The sequence below is a fragment of the Thermobifida halotolerans genome (genome assembly GCF_003574835.2).
Lineage (GTDB): Bacteria > Actinomycetota > Actinomycetes > Streptosporangiales > Streptosporangiaceae > Thermobifida > Thermobifida halotolerans.
In genome coordinates this window covers 4,481,958-4,502,430 of the sequence record NZ_CP063196.1, presented here as the reverse complement: position 1 = coordinate 4,502,430, position 20,473 = coordinate 4,481,958, and the positions used below count along the sequence as shown (strand labels likewise).

19 protein-coding genes and 1 CRISPR repeat array (1 of these 20 running past the window's edge) are annotated in these 20,473 nt (G+C 69.1%); of the genes, 13 read left to right on the top strand and 6 right to left on the bottom strand.

Features of this window, described 5'->3' with window-relative positions:
• Window positions 1-293 precede the first annotated feature (293 nt).
• The 9 genes from NI17_RS20160 to NI17_RS20120 all read left to right on the top strand — a co-directional run bounded on the left by NI17_RS20160 (window position 294) and on the right by NI17_RS20120 (window position 8,895).
• On the top strand, window positions 294-1,694 hold the full coding sequence (locus tag NI17_RS20160) for a helix-turn-helix transcriptional regulator (protein ID WP_424565559.1): 1,401 nt from the start codon (window positions 294-296) through the stop codon (window positions 1,692-1,694).
• A complete protein-coding gene (locus tag NI17_RS20155) occupies window positions 1,606-2,454 on the top strand; it encodes an MBL fold metallo-hydrolase (protein WP_068693095.1) in 849 nt (282 codons plus the stop codon). The genes NI17_RS20160 and NI17_RS20155 overlap by 89 nt, the downstream gene beginning before the upstream one ends.
• Window positions 2,455-2,836: 382 nt before the next feature.
• Window positions 2,837-4,279: an MFS transporter gene (locus NI17_RS20150; RefSeq protein ID WP_084012779.1), complete on the top strand. Its 1,443-nt coding sequence runs from the start codon at window positions 2,837-2,839 to the stop codon at window positions 4,277-4,279.
• Between the two features lie 94 nt (window positions 4,280-4,373).
• Window positions 4,374-5,378 carry an AvrD family protein gene (locus NI17_RS20145; protein WP_068693093.1) on the top strand — a complete coding sequence of 335 codons (1,005 nt, stop codon included), beginning with the start codon at window positions 4,374-4,376 and terminating at the stop codon, window positions 5,376-5,378.
• Between the two features lie 37 nt (window positions 5,379-5,415).
• Complete coding sequence (locus NI17_RS20140; RefSeq protein ID WP_068693092.1) at window positions 5,416-6,111, top strand: AAA family ATPase; 696 nt, start codon at window positions 5,416-5,418, stop codon at window positions 6,109-6,111.
• Between the two features lie 132 nt (window positions 6,112-6,243).
• A complete protein-coding gene (locus NI17_RS20135; protein ID WP_068693091.1) occupies window positions 6,244-7,254 on the top strand; it encodes a beta-ketoacyl-ACP synthase III in 1,011 nt (336 codons plus the stop codon).
• A gap of 32 nt (window positions 7,255-7,286) precedes the next feature.
• Window positions 7,287-7,532 (top strand): acyl carrier protein, encoded by a 246-nt coding sequence (locus NI17_RS20130; RefSeq protein WP_068693090.1) that lies wholly within the window; start codon window positions 7,287-7,289, stop codon window positions 7,530-7,532.
• A 62-nt stretch (window positions 7,533-7,594) separates the two neighbouring features.
• A complete protein-coding gene (locus tag NI17_RS20125; protein ID WP_068693089.1) occupies window positions 7,595-8,311 on the top strand; it encodes an HAD family hydrolase in 717 nt (238 codons plus the stop codon).
• A complete protein-coding gene (locus tag NI17_RS20120) occupies window positions 8,308-8,895 on the top strand; it encodes an AAA family ATPase (protein ID WP_068693088.1) in 588 nt (195 codons plus the stop codon). The genes NI17_RS20125 and NI17_RS20120 overlap by 4 nt, the downstream gene beginning before the upstream one ends.
• Window positions 8,896-9,212: 317 nt before the next feature.
• On the opposite strand, the gene NI17_RS20115 is transcribed toward NI17_RS20120, so the two are convergent.
• The 4 genes from NI17_RS20115 to NI17_RS20100 all read right to left on the bottom strand — a co-directional run bounded on the left by NI17_RS20115 (window position 9,213) and on the right by NI17_RS20100 (window position 13,363).
• Complete coding sequence (locus NI17_RS20115; protein ID WP_084012778.1) at window positions 9,213-10,151, bottom strand: amidohydrolase family protein; 939 nt, start codon at window positions 10,149-10,151, stop codon at window positions 9,213-9,215.
• Window positions 10,152-10,383: 232 nt separating this feature from the next.
• Complete coding sequence (locus tag NI17_RS20110; protein WP_068693086.1) at window positions 10,384-11,907, bottom strand: fluoroquinolone export ABC transporter permease subunit; 1,524 nt, start codon at window positions 11,905-11,907, stop codon at window positions 10,384-10,386.
• Window positions 11,904-12,770 carry an ABC transporter ATP-binding protein gene (locus NI17_RS20105; RefSeq protein ID WP_068693085.1) on the bottom strand — a complete coding sequence of 289 codons (867 nt, stop codon included), beginning with the start codon at window positions 12,768-12,770 and terminating at the stop codon, window positions 11,904-11,906. The genes NI17_RS20110 and NI17_RS20105 overlap by 4 nt, the downstream gene beginning before the upstream one ends.
• Window positions 12,767-13,363, bottom strand: a complete 597-nt coding sequence (locus NI17_RS20100; protein ID WP_234402073.1) for a TetR/AcrR family transcriptional regulator — start codon at window positions 13,361-13,363, stop codon at window positions 12,767-12,769. Before NI17_RS20100 ends, NI17_RS20105 begins: the two co-directional genes overlap by 4 nt.
• A gap of 187 nt (window positions 13,364-13,550) precedes the next feature.
• Here NI17_RS20100 and NI17_RS20095 point away from each other — a divergent pair, with 187 nt between their 5' ends.
• On the top strand, window positions 13,551-13,766 hold the full coding sequence (locus tag NI17_RS20095) for a hypothetical protein (RefSeq protein WP_068693084.1): 216 nt from the start codon (window positions 13,551-13,553) through the stop codon (window positions 13,764-13,766).
• 693 nt (window positions 13,767-14,459) lie between these two features.
• Window positions 14,460-15,419, top strand: coding sequence for a sensor histidine kinase (locus NI17_RS20090; RefSeq protein ID WP_068693083.1), 960 nt, complete (start codon window positions 14,460-14,462; stop codon window positions 15,417-15,419).
• A 15-nt stretch (window positions 15,420-15,434) separates the two neighbouring features.
• On the opposite strand, the gene NI17_RS20085 is transcribed toward NI17_RS20090, so the two are convergent.
• Window positions 15,435-16,685: a PP2C family protein-serine/threonine phosphatase gene (locus NI17_RS20085; RefSeq protein ID WP_068693142.1), complete on the bottom strand. Its 1,251-nt coding sequence runs from the start codon at window positions 16,683-16,685 to the stop codon at window positions 15,435-15,437.
• 219 nt (window positions 16,686-16,904) lie between these two features.
• Entirely contained in the window at window positions 16,905-17,804 is a 900-nt protein-coding gene (locus NI17_RS20080; RefSeq protein WP_119268209.1) for an alpha/beta fold hydrolase, read from the bottom strand.
• 1,030 nt (window positions 17,805-18,834) lie between these two features.
• On the opposite strand from NI17_RS20080, the gene NI17_RS20075 reads away from it, so the two are divergent.
• The gene (locus NI17_RS20075; RefSeq protein WP_068693082.1) at window positions 18,835-19,101 is read left to right on the top strand and encodes a hypothetical protein; all 267 of its coding nucleotides are present in this window, start codon (window positions 18,835-18,837) and stop codon (window positions 19,099-19,101) included.
• 78 nt (window positions 19,102-19,179) lie between these two features.
• Window positions 19,180-20,193 (top strand): tyrosine-type recombinase/integrase, encoded by a 1,014-nt coding sequence (locus tag NI17_RS24565; RefSeq protein ID WP_369975008.1) that lies wholly within the window; start codon window positions 19,180-19,182, stop codon window positions 20,191-20,193.
• A gap of 124 nt (window positions 20,194-20,317) precedes the next feature.
• Window positions 20,318-20,473: direct repeats of the CRISPR family, unit length 29 nt; unit sequence GGGACCATCCCCGCGTGCGCGGGGAGCAC (it continues 483 nt past the right edge of the window).

The window sequence follows — 20,473 nt, the reverse complement described above, 5'->3', positions numbered from 1 at the left end:
AAGAGAGAAGAGAACCCCCGCTCGCGGTCCTGGAGACCGGGCAGAGGCCACCGACATTAGTTGGGCTTCCCAACAAGCCGGTGAACAGCAACCCCGCAAACAGTGAATACGAACTTTTAATCCGGCACAGGGGGCGCACCGGGGCTCTTCCTTGTAAAACTGGGCGCGACACGGGCCTGGGAGGCCGATGTCCCCACCCCCAGGGCACTCCCGGAGATTCACCCGCCGTTCACAGAAGACACGGGGCGAACACGGGCAACTCCGAAAAGTAATCAATCGGTGCGGAGGTCGCCATGTCCGGCGTGTCGCACCGCACAGGAGCGAAGCGGCCCCAACGGCGTTCCGCCGCCCCGGAGGGCCGCTGTCGGCCGCGGTGCCCCGCGACCGCCGACTCCGCCTCCCCCGCACGCCCGGGTACGCAGCCGACCGGGACGGGGGCGACGCCGGTCCCACAAAACGCCCCGAAGGCCCACAAAGTGCAACTCCACTCACAATTGGCCTTCTCTTCCCCCTGGGTCGCGATGCCCAGAAGTTTCCCCCCGGTAAAAGGCTCCCGTTACACCTCCCGCCCTCGGCCGGACCGAAGACCAGACACACCGACAGAATGGTACAGACCACCCAAAGCGTCTTTTATCTCATTGACTACGCATGTCGCCACATTTACCATTTCCAGGGTGATCAAAAACACCGCCACCCGTCGTCCCCCATCCCCCCACCTCGTCGAATTGGGAAATTTCCTGAAAGCCCGCCGGGCCGAGATCACTCCGGCCCAGGTGGGGCTTCCCGGTTCCGGAACCCGGCGCACTCCCGGTCTGCGCCGAGAGGAGGTCGCACTTCTCGCCGGTGTGGGCGTCTCCTGGTACACCTGGATCGAGCAGGGACGGGCCGCGAGCGTCTCCGGGGAGGTGCTGGACGCCATCGCCCGCGCCCTCCGCCTCGGCGAGGCCCAACGGCTCTATCTCAGGCGCCTCGCCGGTGTCAGCGCGGAACCCGAACCCGCGGAAATACGCCCCGATCCGAAGGCGTTCCAGCCGTTCGTCGACAACTGGCTGCCCAACCCGGCCTACGTGGCCGACCGCTACTGGAACCTTGTCGCCGTCAACGAGACGGTCCGCGTCCTGATGGGTCTGGACGCCCCGCAGAACCTCCTCCTGGACTTCTTCACCAACGAGCAGACCCGGAAGCGGTACCCCCTGTGGGAGGACGACGCACCGATCGCCGTGGCGCGGTTCCGCTCCCAGGCCGCCCGCTACAGCAGCGACCCCGGATTCGCCGCCCTGGTCACCCGCCTGTGTGGGGAGAGCCCGGAGTTCGCGGAACTGTGGGGCCGCCACGAAGTCCTGGAGGACTCCTGCGGAACCGAGATCCTGCAGCACCCCACCACCGGGAACCTCTCGTTCACACGGGCCACGCTGGACTTCACCTCGCGGATCGCCCTGCGTCTGACCGTCTTCGTCCCGATCACCGGGACCGGCACCGAGGACGCCCTGGAACCCCTTCTACGGGTTTCCCGCGAAAAGCACACCATTTCCTTTAGAGTGAGAGGACAGCGCCGCCGGTCCGTGCCCTCTTCCAGGGCTGAATACGAGGAAAGGTTCCTCTCCCATGCCTGCTGTACCGGTGAGGCACTTCAACCAGATCTCCCCGACCCGTACCTTCCGCTTGGGCGACCACCGTCTCACGTACATACCTGACGGATCCGTCCAACTCCACCCCCTGGCCTGGTTTCCCGACTCCACTCCCGAGGAGTGGCAGAAGCGTCCGGAATACCTCGACGCCGAAGGATTCCTGGCCGGGTCGATCGGGGGTCTGCTCGTCGAGTACCGGGACCGAGCCCTGCTGATCGACACCGGCTACGGCCCCCAGCACATTCCCGCCGCCCTCACCCACCCGGCTCTCGGTGTCCTGGAGGGCGGACAGCTCCTCGACCGTCTCGCCGCCCAGGGGCGCACTCCCGAGACGATCGACACCGTCGCGTTCACCCACCTGCACGACGACCACGTCGGCTGGGCGTCGGTGTCCTCCTCCGACGGTTCCCCGCTGTTCGCGGACACCCCCCTCGTCACCTCCGGCGCCGAGTGGCGGTCCGGCGGACGCCTCCGCGCCGCCCGGACCGCCCCGCGCGGGGTCTCCGACGGGGACGAGATCTTCCCCGGCGTCACCGCGTGGGTCACTCCCGGCCACTCGCCGGGGCACACCTCGTACGTCATCTCGTCGGCCGGCGCCCGGCTCGTCGTGTTCGGGGACGTCATGCACTCCCCCGCCCAGGTGGGCCGCCCCGACTGGCGGGTCTCCCTCGACCACTCCCCGGAGACCGCCGTCCGAACCCGGTTGAGGGTGCTCAAGGAGCTGTCCCAGCCGGACACCTTCGGATTCGGCGGCCATTTCGCCGACGTCGTGTTCGGCAGAGTTGTCGCGGACCGGTCCGGGGACAGGTGGGTTCCGGTCGACTGACACGTCCCGCGGTGGCCGGAGTCGGTCGGACAGCGTTCAGCCGGGGTTTCGGTGAGCCGACCCCGCGCCACGACCGCGGTTCCGTACGCGGGCACGTCGGCAGGCGTGCCCGCGTACGTCCCGCGCACCGCCACCCGCCCGGCGCCGTCGGCGTGCCCCTGGCGGGCGCGGACGGGGGTCCGCCAAGGACACGCCGGTCAGCACCTGCGAGAACGGCCGCGGCCCCGTCCCGCAATTGTTTCCCGAATAAAGAAAATCAAGAATTCAGCTTCGGGGATCCTGTTGGCGACAGCAATATGACAAATGCACACTGGTTCCCCGTCCCGCTCCCACGAATGCTGGGGGCATGTCCACTACAGCGCCCAATACGGGTACCCCCCGCATGACGGGGAAGCAGAAGGCCACTCTCGTGGTCCTTCTCGGCGCACAATTCATGTTCGCCATCGACTTCTCCATCCTGACCGTCGCGCTTCCGAAGATCGGTGACGACCTCGGTTTCAGCATCGACAACCTGCAGTGGGTCGTCACCTCCTTCGCGCTCATGGCAGCAGGGTTCATGCTGCTCTTCGGCCGGATCGGTGACACCTTCGGACGCAAGAGACTGTTCCTGTTCGGAATGGTCCTGCTCACCGTCTCGTCCGCGGTCGGCGGTTTTGCGGACTCCCCGGAAGTCATGCTCGCCGCCCGTGCCGCCCAGGGACTGGCCACGGCGATCGTCACCCCCTCCGGCCTGGCCCTGATCACCACGTCGTTCGAGGAGGGGCCGCTGCGCAACAAGGCCCTCGGCCTCAACGGCGCCCTCCTGTCACTCGGTTTCGCCTCCGGCTCCATCCTCGGCGGCATCCTCACCGACCTCCTGTCCTGGCGGTGGGACTTCTTCATCAACGTCCCGGTCGGTGTGCTCCTGTTCGTCGGCGGCGTCCTCTTCATCAGGGAGTCCCGGTCGGACATCCGCCCGAAGCTGGACGTTCCGGGCGCCGTCACCGTCACTCTCGGCCTGCTGGCCTTCACCTTCGGCGTCACCGGCGGTGAACGCGACGGCTGGGCCGCCCCGCAGACGTGGGGAGCGCTGCTCCTCGCCGCCGTCCTGTTCGTCGCCTTCTACGTCATCGAACTGAAGACCCCCGAGCCCCTGGCCCCCGTGCGCATCCTGCACGCCAACACCGTCAAATGGGGCAACCTCGGCGGTCTGGCGACCTTCTCCATGGAATCGGCGCTGTCGTTCCTGCTCACCCTCTACATGCAGCAGGTCCTCGGCCTGACGCCCTTCCAGACCGGGCTGATGTTCGGCTTCCTCGGCCTGGGAGCGTTCATCGGGGGAACCGTCGCCCCCAGGATCATCGGCCGCACCGGAGCCAAGGGAGCCCTGGTCCTGGGCCTCCTCATCCAGGCCGTGATGACCGGCGTGCTGTTCTGGCTCGGTGAGGACATGGCCGTGAGCATCACCGCCATCCTGGTCACCACCTTCATCGGCGGATTCGGGCACGTCCTGGCGATCGTCGCCTACACCGTGACCGCGACCTCGGGAGTCCCCGACCACGAACAGGGACTCGTCACCGGACTGGCGACCATGACCCAGCAGATCGGCTTCACCATCGGCATCCCGATCATGTCCGCGGTCGCGGCCACCCAGTACGGCCCCCTCACCAACGGCGTCGCCTCCGTGTCGGGCGTACTGGAAGGCACCACGTTCGGCATGCTCATCGACGGCCTCGTGGTGTTCGCCGTCGCCCTGCTGATCCTGCTCTTCCTGCGTACCGCCGGCGGCGGCGCGAAGTCCGCGTCCGCCGAACCGCGACAGGAGAAGCAACCCGTCGTCAACTGACCCCACCGCGGGGATCGGGCCCGTCTCCGTCCCGACGGGGCCGATCCCCGCCACTCCCCAGGCACTCCCGCGGTAAGGCTAAGGAGAAGCGACCATGATCGTCCCCGTACAGCGGTCCGCGTTGAGCTACGACAACGTCCAGGACTGTCTCGGTCCCGGCGAGCACCGCTTCTTCGGTGAGGGTTACAAGCGCGCCAACCACCGCCTGGACGGCCTGACCGTCGGAGTCGACGACGGCGCCTCGTGGGTCCACGGCGTCGCCGCCGTCTCCTACCCGACGGACTGGTCCCGCAAGGGCACCACCGACCAGTCCCCCCACCTCTCCACCATCGACGTACTGCTGCTCGGCGTCCAACTGTCCGAGATCGTCCTCGCCCGGCACGTCGGCCTCGACACCGAGCAGCGCCGCACCCTCTGGGTACGGCGGGCACGGATCCGGGCCGGTTCCTCCCCTGTCGAGGAGGAACTGACCGGTTTCCCGGTTTCCGCCCGAATCGTCGGGCAGAGCCCGTCGCCCAGTGGTCCCGACCGCGGGACGGCGGCTCTGGAATGCACCGTCGGAACGCTCCGGATCTGGACGGAGATCGACCATCCCGCCCCGCCCGGCCCGGCTGCCGCCGACCCCCTGGACGCCGTCCTCGGCTCCCCCGGGAGGCGTCCGTTCGGCGACGCCCACAAATCCCGCCGGCAGCACGTCGAGAACGTGGTCATCGACGCGGACCGCACCCGGGCCACCGCGCTACTGCGGGTGGACACGTGGGCGGAGGCCGCAGCGCCGGGTGACGGCACGGAAGGGGCGTTCCAGCCCTCAGTCGGTCTGGTCGACGTGTTCGTCGCGGCCCTCCAACTGGGCCAGATCATGCTCTACGAACTCGACGAGGTCGCCCGCGCCGACTCCAACACCCTCTGGATGCGCCGGACCCTGTTCGAGGCGGACCGCCCCCGCAGACCGGCCCGACAGCCGCTTCCGATCACGGCCTCCCTGGTCGACCCCGCCCTACTGCGGACCGGGGGCGGAGAGACGTGGCGGAGCGCCGACATCTCCGCGGCCGCAGCGGGAATCCGGATGACCTGTTCCGTGGCCCACCGACTTCCCTGACCCCACCCCTCCCCATCGCCACCACGAAGGAGACACCGTGAAACTCGCCATCGCCGGAACCTACTCGGTGGGCAAGACCCTCACCACCATGGCCGTGTCCCACCTGACCGGTCTGCCCCGGTCCGCCGCGAAGACCATGCGTGAACTCCTACCGGTCTCCGTTCCCGGCAAGACCCTTGAGGAGTGCACCGCCGCCGAGGTGATCATGCTGATCATGCGGCGCAACCAGGAACGGGCCGTCAACGAGTCCCACCTCCCCGGCGGGTTCGTCTCCGACGGTTCCTCACTGCACGAATGGGCCTACGGAACCGTCCGCGTCCTGGTCGGCATCAACCCGAACGAGTCGGTGGACCTGGAAACGATCGAACTCACCGACGAGATCCGCTTCTACGGGCAGGTCCTCGAACAGATGGGCATCCCCGCCAAACAGCACGCAAAAGCCACCTACGACTCGTTCGTCCACCTTCCGATCGAGTTCCCGCTCGTCCCCGACGGCCACCGGCCCGTCAACGAACGGTTCCGGTCGCTGGCGGACGAACTGATGCTCAGGACCCTCGACGAACTGGAGATCCCGTACCACACGGTGGGGGGAACGGTTCACGAGCGCCTGCAGAAGATCCTCGACATCTACGGGTTCTCCCCCCGCATGAGCATCGACGAGGCGATCGCCCGAGCGGAGGCGGAGTACGCGCTGATCGACACCACCGGCGAACTCGAACGGGTCTCCGCCTGACCCACCCACCGGCCGGGTCGTGGCGGGCGGTTCGGCGCTGTCCGTCCGCCACGCCCCCTCCATCCCCACCCCCGTCCCCGTCCAGTCCCGCATGCGCTATCCCCGAAGGAACTTCACGTATCGGAGAAGACCATGACCACCACAGCCGTCCTGGCGGGCCTCGGTGCCTACCTTCCTCCCCGCCGAGTCTCCAACGAGGAACTCTCCGAACGGTTCGACACCTCCGACACCTGGATCCGCTCCAGGACCGGTATCCGCCAGCGGCGGTGGGCCGACACCGGCATCTCGACCGGTGACCTCGCCTACGAGGCGGGGCACCGAGCACTCAAGTCCGCCGGCCTCGGCCTCGGCGCTCCCATCGACACGGTTGTGCTCGCCACGACCACCCCCGACCACCCGTGTCCCGCGACCGCCCCCGACGTGGCCTCCCGGTTGAGACTGACCTCCGCCGCGGCGTTCGACATCTCCGCGGTCTGCTCGGGATTCGTCTACGGACTGATGGTCGCGGCCAGCACGATCGAGGCCGGGCACGCCGAACGGGTCCTCCTCATCGGCGCGGAGACGTACTCGACGATCCTCAACCCCGAGGACCGCACCACTTCGGTGATCTTCGGCGACGGAGCGGGCGCCGTGCTCCTCCGCAGCGGAACACCGGACGAACCCGGCGCGCTGCTCGGCTTCGAACTCGGCTCCGACGGCTCCCAGAAGGAACTCATCTGCATCCCCGCCGGCGGGTCCAGGCAGCGCTCCACGTACCGGGCCCCCGACCCGGGCGACATGTACTTCACGATGCAGGGCAAGAAGGTGTTCGCCACCGCGGTCCGACGGATGGGGGAGTCCTCCACCGCCCTGCTGAACCGGGTGGGCTGGAGCATCGACTCCGTCGACCACCTCGTGGGGCACCAGGCCAACCTACGGATCCTGCACAGCCTCGCCGAGCAGGTCTGCATCGACAGGCAGCGCGTGGTGACCAACATCGAGCAGGTGGGAAACACCTCCGCCGCCTCCATTCCCCTGGCCCTGGCACACGCCGCGGCCCAGGAGCGGTTCAAGATCGGCGACCGTCTGCTCCTGACCGCGTTCGGTGGCGGCCTCACCTGGGGTTCCACCGTGCTGACGTGGCCTGGCATCACCCCCTCCTGACCCTCCGTCGACACACAGTTGGGATCGTGCCCATGAACCAGACCGAAGCGCTCTCCGCCGAGATCCTCGACATTGTCGCCACGAAGTGCGACGTCTCCGAGGAGATCCACACCGACACCCGGTTCGAGGATCTGGACCTCGACTCGCTGGTCCTCATCGAACTGAGCGTGCAGTTGACGAAGAAGTTCGGTGTCGAGGTCACCGACGACGAACTGTTCACCGCCGGGTCCGTCGCCCGGATCGCCGAACTGCTGGCCGCCAAGGGCGTCCGCTCCTGAGCCGTCCCGGGCGGGGCGGCGCCGAACGCGTCGCCCCGCCCCCGCCCCTCCCGGATTCCGCCATGACAAGCACGACACCCGCGGCGTTCTTCGACGTCGACGGCACCCTGACCACCGCCACCAGCATGTTCCGGTTCCTCGAGTACCGCCTGGCCGCCGAGGGCAACCCTCCCCGGGCCTACCGGGAGGAGCGGCAGCGCCTACGCGCCATGACCGCCGCGGGGGTCCCCCGTCTTGAGACCAACCGCGCCTACTTCGCGGGCTACCGGGGCAGCAGCGTGTCCGCGATCGCCGCTCTGGCCGAGGAGTGGTTCCGGACCGAACTGCGCCTCGGCGGCTTCTTCAACGGGCACGTCCTCTCCGCCCTCCACGAACACCGCGGAGCCGGTCACCTGGTCGTACTGGTGTCGGGTTCCTTCCGCGCCTGCCTCGACCCGATCGCGCGGTACGTCGGCGCGGACGTCGTGCTGTGTTCGGAACCGGAGACCGAATCCGGCAGGTACACGGGACGAGTCCAGCGGCCGATGATCGGGGAGGCGAAGTCCGAAGCGGTCCGCGACCTGGCCGCCCGACGCCGCATCCACCTGCCGTCCTCGACCGGATACGGCGACCACGAATCCGACCTGCCGCTCCTGCGTTCGGTGGGCCGGGCCACCGTCGTCGGCACCGATCCGGTGATGCGGGAACTCGCTGCCCGCAACAACTGGCGGGTGCTTCCCGGGGCTCCCTCCCCGGCTCCGCTCCCTCTTCCGTCCACAACTGAGGGAGTCCGCTCGTGAGACTGGCCGTCGTAGGAGCCTACGGAGCCGGGAAGACCACCCTGATCAGCGAGTTCGCGAAGTCGAGCCGGCTGCCCGCCGTGCACGGGTCCCCGATGCGCGACCCCGCCGGTGTCCGCCCCAAGTCGCTGGAGGAGGTGACACCCGCCGAACTCGTACAGTTGGTCGTGCGCCGCTTCACCGAACGCGCGGTCGAGGAGGCGCTCCACTTCTCCGGGTTCGTGTCCGACGGCTCCCTGCTCCACGAGTGGGTGTATGCCACCGTGCGTCTGGCTGTCGGCCTGCATCCCGCTCCGGGAACCGCCCTGGGCGCCCCCTCCGCCGAGGTCCTCCCGTACGCGGAGATTGTCGAAGCGCTCGGCCGGGAGGTACGGCGGCGGGCCTTCGCCACCTACGACGTCTTCGTCCATCTTCCCGTCGAGTTCCCCCTCACCGATCCGGTGAAGCCGATCAGCGAGCACTTCCGTGTCCTGTCGGACCGACTGCTCCTGGAGGAGCTCAGGACCGCGGGGGTGACCGTGCACACCGTCACCGGCCCGGTGGAGGAGCGGCTTTCGGCACTCGCTCGGCTGGTGGACCGCTGAGTGCCGCGGTGTTCGGGCGGTCCGTCCGGTCGCGGAGCGCGCCGGTGCCCCACGCCCGCTGTCATCGGCGTCCAACGTCCTGGAACCCGTTCGCACCACCGGGGCCGCGTGGCGGGTGACGTGTTTCCGACAGGACTCACCGGGTCACGCGCTCGCAGGTCACCGCATGCGGTGACCTGCGACGACAACCGTTGGGCGACAATCGGCAGGGGACAACACGAGTGGCCCCGCGTCTCCCGGAGCAGCCGAGACGGCCGTTCACGGATTGTGCCCCGTGACGGATGCCCGGGGAAGGAGCCGGGCTGTCGGGAACCGGTTCAGCTGATCCCGAAGAGCCGGGCGGCGTTGTCGTGGCAGACGTCACGCAGCCAGTCGTCCCCCAGGTCCAGGTCGGCCAGTGCCCGCAGCGCCTCCCCGTACGGGTAGGGGATGTTGGGGAAGTCGGTGCCGAGCAGGATGCGGCCCTGAAGGTCCAGCAGGCGGGGAAGTTCCCGGCGCGGGAACGGCGCGGCCTCTTCCGTGAAACGGGTGAACGCCATCGTCGTGTCCAGGCAGACCCGCGGGTACCGTCCCGCCAGGGCGATGAACTCGGCGTACTCGGGGGTGCCCAGGTGCGCGACGACCAGGCGCAGCCGAGGATGCCTGGCGAGCAGGGCGGCGACCGGTTCCGGCCCGGTGTGCGCGCCGGGAACCGGGCCGGAACCGCAGTGCGTCACCACCGGGATGCCGTGGTCCTCCAGCAGCCCCCAGACCCCGTCGAGCCGTGGATCGTTCGGGTCGTAGCCGCCCACCTGAAGGTGGGCCTTGAACACCCGGGCCCCCGACTCGACCGCCTCCGTCACGTACCGCAGAGCGTCGGGTTCGGGAAAGAACGTCGCCGTGTGCAGACAGTCGGGGGTGCGCGCGGCGAAGTCGGCGGCCCACGCGTTCAGCCACTCCGCCATGCCGGGTTTGTACGGGTAGAGCATGGAGGTGAACGCCCGCACCCCGAAGGCCCGCAGGAGTGCGGTCCGCTCCTCTTCCGCGAACCGGTAGGTGATCGGCCAACTCCGGCCGACCAGCGGCCCCGCGGCATCGAAGTACGCCCACACCTTGGCCAGCACCCGCTCCGGCATGAAGTGCGTGTGCACGTCAACCAGTCCGGGCAGCCCCAACTCCCGCCAGAACGCGGTCACCCACCGGATCTCGTCACGGCCGGGACCGCGGCGCCCCCGGTCGTCCGGGCAAAAGCCCGCCCGTCCACACGGCTCGGTCATGGTTCCCCACGCTAGCCGCCCCGGCCTCGCCAGACACCACCGGTCCCCGGGGCGCACCCGTGCTCGGAGTCAGTCCACCGTATGGCTCCCGGGCACTCACTGCTTTTGCGGGCGATGTCCTCGTCGGTAAGGGGCGGTCGCTCCGAGGACCGTCCCGACGGGTCATCCCGGCGGACGCTCGCTCAGGGAACCGGAGCGATAACGGTGCTCCGAGTCGCCGACGTACCGAGGGTCACCTCACGTCGAGCGCACGCCGGGTGCGCCCCAGGAGGACGGCCACGGCCACGGCGGTGACCAGAACCCCGCCGAGCAGGCATCCCCACGGCCCCGGCGCCCCGGCGGCGTACTCGGGAACCGCCAGCACCGGCCAGGCCGGGGGCAGGACCAGGAACGGCAGTCGCCACCAGTCCGGCAGCGCCCACAGCACGACGGGGACGAGAACCAGCACGGCTCCGGCTCCCTTGGCCACGACCAGGGCCGTGACCTTGTCCGCGGCCAGCGCGGTCAGCGACACCACCAGCACCGGTGCCTGAAGTGCGGCCAGAACCACGGCGACCACCAGCCCCGGTGACCATCCCGAGGGCGACAGACCGCTCAGCGGCAGGGCCACCACCAGCCCCAGCAGGGAGGCGGCAGCGGCGACCACCATGCGGTACCCCAGGTAGGCCCACAGTGAGAGTGGGGAGACACGCAACACCAACAGCACACGTTCGTCGGCGTCCTCCACCGCGCGCAGTCCGCCGACGACACCGAACATCATGGGCACGTGCAGCAGGACGAGCGTGGCCATCACCGCGGGGGTGTGCGCGGCCAGATCGATTCCGTAGGAGACGCGGACGATATCCACAGCCTGGGGAAAAGACACTCGGATCGCGGCGGCGAGCAGCACGGGCGCCGCCAGCAGCAGCACCAGCAGCGGGTCGCGCCGAGAACCGACCAGGTCGACGCGGGCGAACCGCGCCACCGGGAAGGAGGTGCGACGCGGGGAGACCGCGCCGCCCGACGCGCGGACGCCCCTCGGAGACGGGGGCGGCACCGGGAGCGACGGTCCCATGGCAACGGCGCGACACGCCGTCACCCCTCCCACCGCCGCCCAGCCCAGCGCATAACCGACAGCGAGCGCGAGCACGACGGGATGCCGGTCCACCGAACCAGGATCGAGGGCCAGACGGACCAGATCGACTCCGACGGTGGTGGGCACCGCGTGCACCACCGGATGGTGCAGGACTCCCCCGGCATACGCCAGCGGCACGAGAATCAGCGGCGCGACCACCGGCGGCATGGCCAGCAGGAAACCCGACAACCCCCGGAACCGCGCCCCCACCGCCAGGCACGCGGTGAGGAACAGCAGCGCGGTGACAGCCACCCCCAGCAGGGCGGGCGCCAGCACCCCGGCGAGTTCCGCGGGCCGGTCACGAGCCGCCGCGACCAGCATGGGGAAGGCGATGAGCACCGACAGCGCGGTCAACAGCAGCAACCGGGCGGTCATCCCCTCAGCGGTGCGCAACGGAGTGACCGCCAAGGCGTCACGTGTTCCCTCGACCCGTTCGAACAGCAGCAGCGCCACAACAAACAACGCCCCGAACCCGGCGGTGTCGACAAAGAGCAGGACACCGGCGAGCGCCCGGGCCTTCTCCACCGGCACGGCGGCCAACACCAGGGTCCACAGCACGCCGAGCCCGACCGCTGTGGGCACGATGCCGAACCGTGCCGCCACACGCGCCTCCAAGGCCCCGGCGGCGAGCAACCGGTTCACAGCGTCTCCCGGGTAACGGCCGCGAAGACGTCGTCCAGCGACGCCTCACGGGTGTGCAGCGTCTCCACCGCGCCCTCCGCGAGCAGCCTGCGCAACTCCGGGTCGTCGACCAGTGCGCCGATCGTGAACTCCCGGCGCCGCGGAGGTCCGCCGTCGACGCGGAACTCGACCACCACTCCGGGACGGCCGTGGCGGAGTTTGAAACCGCGCGGGGTGTCGACGGCGGCGATCCGCCCGCCGACGACGAAGGCGACCCGGTCGCACAGCAGGTCGGCGGTGGCCATGTCGTGTGTGGTGAGGAAGACGGTGCTTCCGGCCTCGGCCGCCGCACGGACGAGACCGCGCAGCCGGGCCGCGCGTACCGGGTCCTGCCCCGAGGTGGGCTCGTCCAGGAACAGCAGCTCCGGTCGGTTGACCATGGCCCGTGCCAGGTTCAGTCGCATGCGCATGCCCTTGGACAGGTCACCGGCCCGACGGTCGGCGGCGTCGGCGAGATCGACCCGGGCCAGCAGTTCGTCGAGGTCGGCGACCGGCCCCCGGTACAGCGACGCAAAAGCCGCCAGGTTCTCCCGAACGGTGAGCCTGCCGAACCCGGCGGGCAGTTCGAAACCGACGCCGACCCGCTGGAAGTAGTCGGCGCCCCACCGCCCCAGCGGACGGCCCAGCACCCGTACCTCGCCCTCGTAGCGGCGCAGCAGTCGGGTGAGCACCCGCTGGGTGGTGGACTTGCCCGCGCCGCTGGGTCCGAGGAAGCCGAACACCTCTCCCCGGGCGACCTCGAAGGACATGCCGTCGACCGCCGGTCGTGCCCCGCCCCTGTAGCGGACGGTGAGGTTCTCGACCGTGATGACCGTCTCGGTCACGGCCGCTTCCCCTGCACCGGCGCGGGAGAGGCACTCAGCGCGTCGAACACCTCGTCGACGAGATCCGGCAACTCGGTGTCTCCGTCGTCCTCGGCCCACCTGACCACCGCGACCGCCAAGGCGGCCGTGCAGGCCGCGGCAACGGCACGCGCCCACAGGGGAGGATCGTCGTACTCCTCCGGCGCGCTGAGTCCACGCTCGAACGCCGTACGGGAGGAGGCCATGCTGTCGGCGATGCGTGCACGCAGCACGGGAACGCCCAGTATCAGCCGACAGCGCCGCAGCAGGGACTCGCGGTCGCGGGCGTAGACCTCACCGAACCCGATCCGGACCGCCGCACGCACCCGGTCCAGCGGAGGAGCGTCGGCGGGTTGAGCGCGGACCAGCTCTTCGAGCATGGGGTCGTACTCGTCCTGGAGAACGACGTCCTCCTTGGTGGGGAAGTGCCGGAAGAAGGTCATGTGCGACACTCCTGCCTCCTCGGCTATCCGGGCGACCGTGGTGCCCTCGTACCCCTGCTCCAGGAACAGCCTGAACGCCGCCTCCTGCAGGGAGCGCCGAGTGCGTGCCTTCTTCTCGGTTCGCCGGTTCACGGACACCACCATACGTTAGTCACTAACATTTCTCCATACCTGCGGAACGGGGACCGGACCGCCCCGGAGACGGCCACCGGATCGACCGCGTGTTTCCGGACGGGGGCCACGGGTAGCGCATCCACGTGTCAGGAATGCGGTGACCTGCGGCAAGGTCACCGCACAATGACGACACGAGGGAGGCGAGATGGCCCAGGAGACCGCCACCAGGACCCGCGACGAGCACTACGACGTGGTGAGCGTGCTCTACCACATGCTTCAGGAGGGCGACACGGTCGACCGCTACATCGCCGACGCCCAGGAGGCGGGAGACGACGAACTGGTCCAGTTCTTCAGGGAGGTCCAGCAGGTGGACCGGGAGCGGGCGCAGCGCGCCAAGCAGTTGCTCAAGGCCCGTCTGTAGCCCTCCACGGCAGTGGTCGGGGCCGTCGGCGCATCGATCGGTCCCGACCATGCGCCCCCTCGGAACGGTGACGGAGCCACCCCTTCCCCCGCGTCGAAAAGTCGAGAAGTCTCCCCGCCGCCTTGTCGACATTTCGGCATCCCCGGTCTCACGGGAACCGCCGCCGCGCGTCTCCGGCGGCCCCCGTAGGACCGGAGGAGGCACCTCCCCGGAAAACCCCGACACCCGTGACCTGTCGTCCCGGAGTGTTACCGTGCTCTCGGCGACCGGGGCTACGACGGCGACCGACATACGCGCCACCCCGCGAGCCACCGCCGGAGAGAGTCCGCGGGTGACCGATGACCATCACCGGGAACCCCGACCACACGTCCTACGGACCCACGATCCGATCGGACCACGACTGATCGGCGCCTCTGGCCCGTCCGCCGGGAGCAGTCCGACCAGACACCGGAAGAACCCACCGACAGTCGCTCCGCTTCCGTCCGGTCACACCGGTCGTGGACGTGGGCGAGCCGATCTCCGCCGCCGCGTATGCCCTGACCCGCGCCACGCTGACGGTCCCGCAGGACTGTGCATTGTCGGTGCCTCCCCGCTCATGGTGGAACCGCTCCGCCCCGCCGGTGGGTCCGACGTGTCGGGAGTGACCATCGAAACGGATGCTGAGGGCCTCTTGTCTGTCAGGGAACACATCGCATGAGCACCACCGCGACCGCCACGGACCATCTCGGGGAAGCCAGTCCCTTCGAGCACATCGGGCTGCTGTACCGCAGCGAGGCGGACTACCTGGCCGGCACCGTGCCGTTCGTACGGACCGCCCTGTCCAGCGGCGGTCCTGTCCTGGTAGCCGTTCCCTCGGACAACCTGGACCTCCTCCGCGCCGCACTGGGCGCCGACGCGCGGCAGGTCGACTTCGCCGACATGGCCACGGCCGGCCGCAACCCCGGCCGTATCCTGCCCGGCGTCCTCCTCGACTTCGCCGACGCCCACCCCGGACGGCGGGTGTCCATCATCGGCGAGCCCGTCTGGCCGGGCCGCACCGGCGTCGAATACCCCGCCTGTGTCACCCACGAGGCGCTCATCAACGCCGCCTTCGCGGGACGCGACGCGACGATCCTGTGCCCCTACGACGCACGCCGCCTCGGCACCGTCACGCTCTCCGACGCCCACCGCACCCATCCCCTCGTGGAGCAGCGGGGGGCACGCCATCCCAGTGACGCCTACACCGACCCGCTGGAACTGGCTGCCGAGTTCAACCGTCCGCTGCCGTTCCCGCCCTCGGACGCGGCCGTCCTCGACTACGCGGGCCAGACCGCGCTCTCCGAGGCGCGCCTCTTCGTCACCAAGCAGGCCGAGGCCGCCGGAGTGCCTGAGGTCCGGATCGCGGAGTTGGCCGTCGCCGTCAACGAACTGGTCGCCAACACCGTCGAACACACCGCCACCGGGGGCAGGGTGGCCGTGTGGACCGAGCCGGATGTCTTCGTCTGCCAGGTCGAGGACACCGGCCACCTCCCGAATCCGCTCACCGGCCGCCTCCGCCCCGACATCACCCAGCCGCGCGGCCGGGGCCTGGTGTTCGTCAACCACCTGTGCGACCTGGTCCGCGTCCACACCCGCCCGGGCCACACCGAGTTCCGGCTGCACTTCCGGCTCTGAGCGCCGTTCCCGTGATCAGATCAGGAACTGCCGGTGCCGCTGGGTACGCCACTCGGCGAGAAGCACCGTGGCGTCGTCCTGGAGACGTCTGTCCTGGTGGTCCAGGATGCTCATCATCAGTCGGCGCAGGGTCTCGGGTGTCGACAGGCCGTCGGCTTCGTGGCGGACGAGGAAATCGGTGAAGCGTTCCAGGCCGAACAGTTCTCCCCCGGGGCTTCGCGCCTCCGTGACACCGTCGGTGTAGAACACCAGCCGGTCCCCGGGTTCGAGCTGGTAGCGGACGGGTTCGGCCGCGATACCCGTTCTGAGGCCCATCGGGGGCACCGGCGAACTCTCCGGAACGGCGACCGGACGGCCGCGGCGCAGCACCAGCGGCGGGTGGTGGCCGCAGTTGACCCAGGTCAGCCACCCCGTTCGGAGGTCCAGTTCGGCGAGGATCCCGGTGACGAACCGCGAGGAGCCGAACTGCTCCCCGACCCTCTCGTCGATCGCCTCACTGGTCGTGAGCAGATCCCTGCCCTGGCGGCGGTGGTTGCGCCAGGTGCCCATGGCGATGCTCGCGGTCAGCCCCGAGGACAGATCGTGGCCCATGGCGTCGAAAGCCGCCAGGTACAGTATGTCGCCGTCGAGAGAGTAGTCGTAGGCGTCGCCGCCGACGTCGTAGGCGGGTTCCAGCGCGGCGCTGACCACGACTTTCCTGTTGGCGAAGGTGGAGGTGGGCATCAGATTCCACAGGACCTCGGCGGAGACCGACATCCTGTCGGCGCGCACCAGGCGCGCGTAGGCGTCACTGGTGGCGCGTTTGCTCACCACGATCAGTGCGACCAGGGAGGCAAGCCATTTCGCCCGCTGCCGGACGTCCTCGTCCACACCGGGCGCGGTGACTCCGAGGAGGCCGATACGCTCCGTGCCGTCGAGCAGCGGCACCCACAGCCGCTGGAGTTCCCCGTCGGTGTGGGGTGTCGCCGGCGCGGTGTCCGACTCCGAGGGGGAGACCGCACTGGTGGCGATGGTCTCCTCGCTCCGGAAGGCCAGTCCCGCCAGGGTGGTGTCGATGCGGATCGGCTTGAGCGGCTCGCCGAACTCGTCGTACTGGCCCGGTAGCGGCAGCAGGGACTGCTGCCGCAGGTCGGACAGGTAGATCATCGTCTGGGAGAACCCCCCCGTGGCGGCATGCTCGGCAGCCAGAGCCGGAATTTCCTCCAACGAGACCAGGTGGCTGGCTCTCAGCAGGCCGCCCAGCATCGAGCCGCTCCGATCGCGCATACTCTCCCCCACGGTTCCTCCGTCCGTCATCACTCCGCTACCCCGGTTCGCCGCACGAAGTACCGTCCTTCCACGGAACTCCTCGGTTGCGGCTCCGCAACCGCTGGCAGCAGGCGTCGGCTGGGCCCCGCCGTACCGCGTTCGGGGCGATCCGGCGGTCGGCGAAGAATCCCGCCGCCACCGGGAGGATCTGAGCACCACAGCACCGGGACGTGACGGTCATTCCGCCATCCGCGGCCCTCCACGGTCCAAAGCGGTGAGGAACTCGGTGACCTCGGCCTCGAAACGCCCAGGAGCCTCCAACTGCGCCCAGTGCCCGCACTCCGGCACCAGGACCAGACGGGCGTCGGGCATCAGTGCGGCGGCGCGGCGGGAGCCTTCCGGCGGTACCAGTGGATCGGATTCCCCGTGGAAGAAGAGGGCAGGAACAGTGATCCGGTCGACCACTGGCAGCAGGTTGTTGCGCATCTCCCTCCGGCCGATGCACGCCTGGTTGTACCGCAGGTAGCCGATGCCCGCGTTCGGACGCAGCGCCTCACGTCCGACCTCGGCGACCACTTCCTCCGGAAGTGTCGCGGGGTCGTGCACGACGGCGCGCAGCGCGATCCGGACGAACCGGTTGGCCAGGTTCACGGCGCCCAGCAGCAGCCTGTCGGGAAGTTGCATGCTCAACCAACTGGCGGTGTGCGCCACCGGGTTGGCGATCGCGGGGATGAGTCCGCCGGGGGCGACAAGCACCAGGGCGCGAACTCGTCGGGGATGGCGCAGCGCCAGGTTGAGCGCCACGTCTCCCCCCATCGACACCCCGATCACCACCGCTTCGGCCAAGCGCAGTCGGTCCATGACCCGGGCGACGAAGTCGGCTTGGTCGGCGGGGCCGCCCACCGGCTCGATCCCCGAGGTGGCGCCGAATCCCGGCAGGTCCGGGGCGGCCACCCGACAGTCCCCGCTGAGCGGGGCGAAGAGCCGGTACCAGGAGACCGCCGCGTTGTCGATGCTGCCTCCGTGCAGCAGAAGCACCGGTCGGCGGTCGGTCTCTCCACCTGTCAGCACACGGACCCGTCCACCGTCCAGGTCGAGGTACTCCTCCGAGGCCTCGGGAGGGACAAGCCGCCTCACAGCCGGTCCCCGAGGTCGCCCGGTCCACCGGCGAGGTGCGGAGGGTTCCCGCCGGAGTCCGGAACGGATGGGGGAGTGCGGGTTGGACCGCGGTCGGACAGCACAAGCCACTCCTCCTCCGGTGAAAGCTTCTCCGCCTGGGTCTACCCGGCCGGTGATCGAAGCATGTGGGACCGCTCCGTCCGTTCACCGCCCAGGTCCCCGGGCCGGTCCGGTACAGGGACATCCTGGAGTACCGGGTTCCGGCCGAGGACCTCGCCGAACCGATCCAGGTTGTCCGCGGGTTCCGGTCCGGAGGCGAGGCCACGCGGACCGGCGGGAAACGCCGAGGTCCGGTGTCGGCGTCCCAGACGGAGCCGCTCCAGCGCAACCGCCGTCGCGCCGAATCAGCGGCCGCTCCCGCCGTCGACCGAGGGGGATTCCGACCTCGGAGAAGGGATACCGCATCCGTCTTCTCCGACGGCGCCCGGGCGTGGGCACGAGTGCCCGCGCCCGGGCGCCGCGGTCATGCGCACCATCCGTCCGCCTCGCGGACGGATGGTGCCCCAAACAATCAAGAGCCCGGTTCCCGCTGTGGAGAACCGGGCTCTGGACTGGGAGAACAAGTGGGCGTACCAGGACTTGAACCTGGGGCCTCATCCTTATCAGCGAAAATAGACACTCCTCGAAGCCCTGTCACATGCTTCGCCTTTCTCCCGTTTCCCCTGGTGACGCAGGGAATCAGGGGCCGCACGCTGCTGCCTGGAACCGCTGAGTACCGGGGGCTGCCACGGTCAGATCACGGTCAGGTGAGTGAGGGCAGACTGAGGTTTGACGGCCGCCTTCGCGACGGACACCGGCCGTGCGGAGAGGAGGGGGCGGCCGATCGGCCCAGGGCATTCCACACCAACCCCCGCGATGGGCCACCACGGGCTGCCGGTGGCCGGTCGAGGCGCCCCGAACGCGGGGGTGGAATGTCTCGTCTTTCTCCGGTTTCTCCGAAAAGAACCCGCGCCCACCGCAGAACCGAACACTCAAACCTCAGTGAGGAGTGGGCTTCTCACGTAAGCGCATCGGCAGGAACGGCGAACTTCGGTACACCGCCTACTACACCGACATCAAGAGAAGAGAGCGCTCCGCCGGGACTTTCTCGACGAAGAAAGAGGCCGACAGAGCGTGGCAGCGCGCCGAGGTCAAGGTGTCAGAGGGGCGTATCACCAGCACACGCCACGGCAAGCAGCGCTTTGTCGACTACGTCACCGGGACCTGGCTCCCCAACCATGTGATGGAGCCGAGCACACGACAGAACGTCACCTAAACGGTCAACCGGTATCTCATCCCCGAGTTCGGGGCGATGAGAATGAATGAGATTCTTCCAGGCCATGTCCAGGAGTGGGTGCGTGCTCGGCAGCAGGACAGCCTCGCGGCTTCGACGATCCAGCGGATCGTCACCGTTCTCAGCGCGATATTCTCTACAGCCCTGTTGAACCAGATCATCTTCATCCACCCGTGCGAAGGCGTCGTCCTGCCGAAGGTCGGCCGCAAGCCCCTGAAGACCATCACCCCAGAGCAGTTCGGCGAGTTCTACTCCCACATCGACGGTGAGGTCTTCCAGCTTCTGGTCGAGGTCGCGATCGAGCCCGGGCTGCGCTGGGGTGAGCCGAGCGAGCTGCGGATGAAAGACCTGGAGCGGCCGAGCGGCATCCTCACCGCCAGCCGCGCCGCGGTCGAGATCGCGCCTCGCCTCCACTCCACCGGCGGCCGGTTCCTCGCCAAGGACTATCCCAAGGACGGCAAGTTCCGCCGCCTGAAGCCACGCCGCCCGCTGGTGACCAGGATCGCAGCGTTCGCCCTGGCCAACGGCATCAGGGACGAGGACCTGCTGTTCCAGTTCCCCGACCACGACGATGCTCCGATCCCCGAACTCCCCGACGGGGTGGACCTGGGGATGACCTCACCCAACGACAAGGGCCGCCGCTACCGGCACGGGACCACAGCGGCCTACACCAACGGCAAGTGCCGCTGCGAACACTGCCGCACGGCGTTCGCCCGCTACCGCGCTCTGCGCCGCGCCGAAGGCAAGGACCAACCACGCAGGCGCCGCCAGGTCAACACCGACGGCCACATCCCCGCCCAGTGTTTCCGCACCAACATCTGGCACCCGGCCCGCGAGGAGGCCGACCTGCCCAAGGACATCACCCCGCACGAACTCCGCCACGCCCACGCATCCTGGCTCCTGGCCGGCGGAGCCGACCTCATGGTCGTCAAGGAGCGCCTCGGCCACGCATCGATCACCACAACCGAGCGCTACCTGCACACGCTCCCGAACGCCGACGACACCGCGCTTGACGCACTCGCCAACATCCGAGGACGAAACCGTCAGAACGCCAACCGATTGCCTATCAGTTGACAGATAGGTGCGAACTCACCAATAGGGAAGTGAAGCAAGCGGTGACGGAGTTTCCAAACCCACGCGCGGAAATCTCTATGCGCGGGGAGCACTTCTCTCGCGTGGATCTACGGCGCACCGGGGAGGGACCATCCCCGCGTGCGCGGGGAGCACTCGTCTTCTTGGAAAACGTCGCAGCCCTCACTGGGACCATCCCCGCGTGCGCGGGGAGCACACTGCCCAGGCGACGCGGGCGGCTGTGCTGAGGGGACCATCCCCGCGTGCGCGGGGAGCACTCACT

Excerpts from the sequence above, each read along its gene's own strand:
- NI17_RS20160 (WP_424565559.1), top strand. The coding sequence starts at position 294 with ATGTCCGGCGTGTCGCACCGCACAGGAGCGAAGCGGCCCCAACGGCGT.
- NI17_RS20155 (WP_068693095.1), top strand. The coding sequence starts at position 1,606 with ATGCCTGCTGTACCGGTGAGGCACTTCAACCAGATCTCCCCGACCCGT.
- NI17_RS20150 (WP_084012779.1), top strand. The coding sequence starts at position 2,837 with ATGACGGGGAAGCAGAAGGCCACTCTCGTGGTCCTTCTCGGCGCACAA.
- NI17_RS20145 (WP_068693093.1), top strand. The coding sequence starts at position 4,374 with ATGATCGTCCCCGTACAGCGGTCCGCGTTGAGCTACGACAACGTCCAG.
- NI17_RS20135 (WP_068693091.1), top strand. The coding sequence starts at position 6,244 with ATGACCACCACAGCCGTCCTGGCGGGCCTCGGTGCCTACCTTCCTCCC.
- NI17_RS20130 (WP_068693090.1), top strand. The coding sequence starts at position 7,287 with ATGAACCAGACCGAAGCGCTCTCCGCCGAGATCCTCGACATTGTCGCC.
- NI17_RS20125 (WP_068693089.1), top strand. The coding sequence starts at position 7,595 with ATGACAAGCACGACACCCGCGGCGTTCTTCGACGTCGACGGCACCCTG.
- NI17_RS20115 (WP_084012778.1), bottom strand. The coding sequence starts at position 10,151 with ATGACCGAGCCGTGTGGACGGGCGGGCTTTTGCCCGGACGACCGGGGG.
- NI17_RS20095 (WP_068693084.1), top strand. The coding sequence starts at position 13,551 with ATGGCCCAGGAGACCGCCACCAGGACCCGCGACGAGCACTACGACGTG.
- NI17_RS20090 (WP_068693083.1), top strand. The coding sequence starts at position 14,460 with ATGAGCACCACCGCGACCGCCACGGACCATCTCGGGGAAGCCAGTCCC.
- NI17_RS20085 (WP_068693142.1), bottom strand. The coding sequence starts at position 16,685 with ATGCGCGATCGGAGCGGCTCGATGCTGGGCGGCCTGCTGAGAGCCAGC.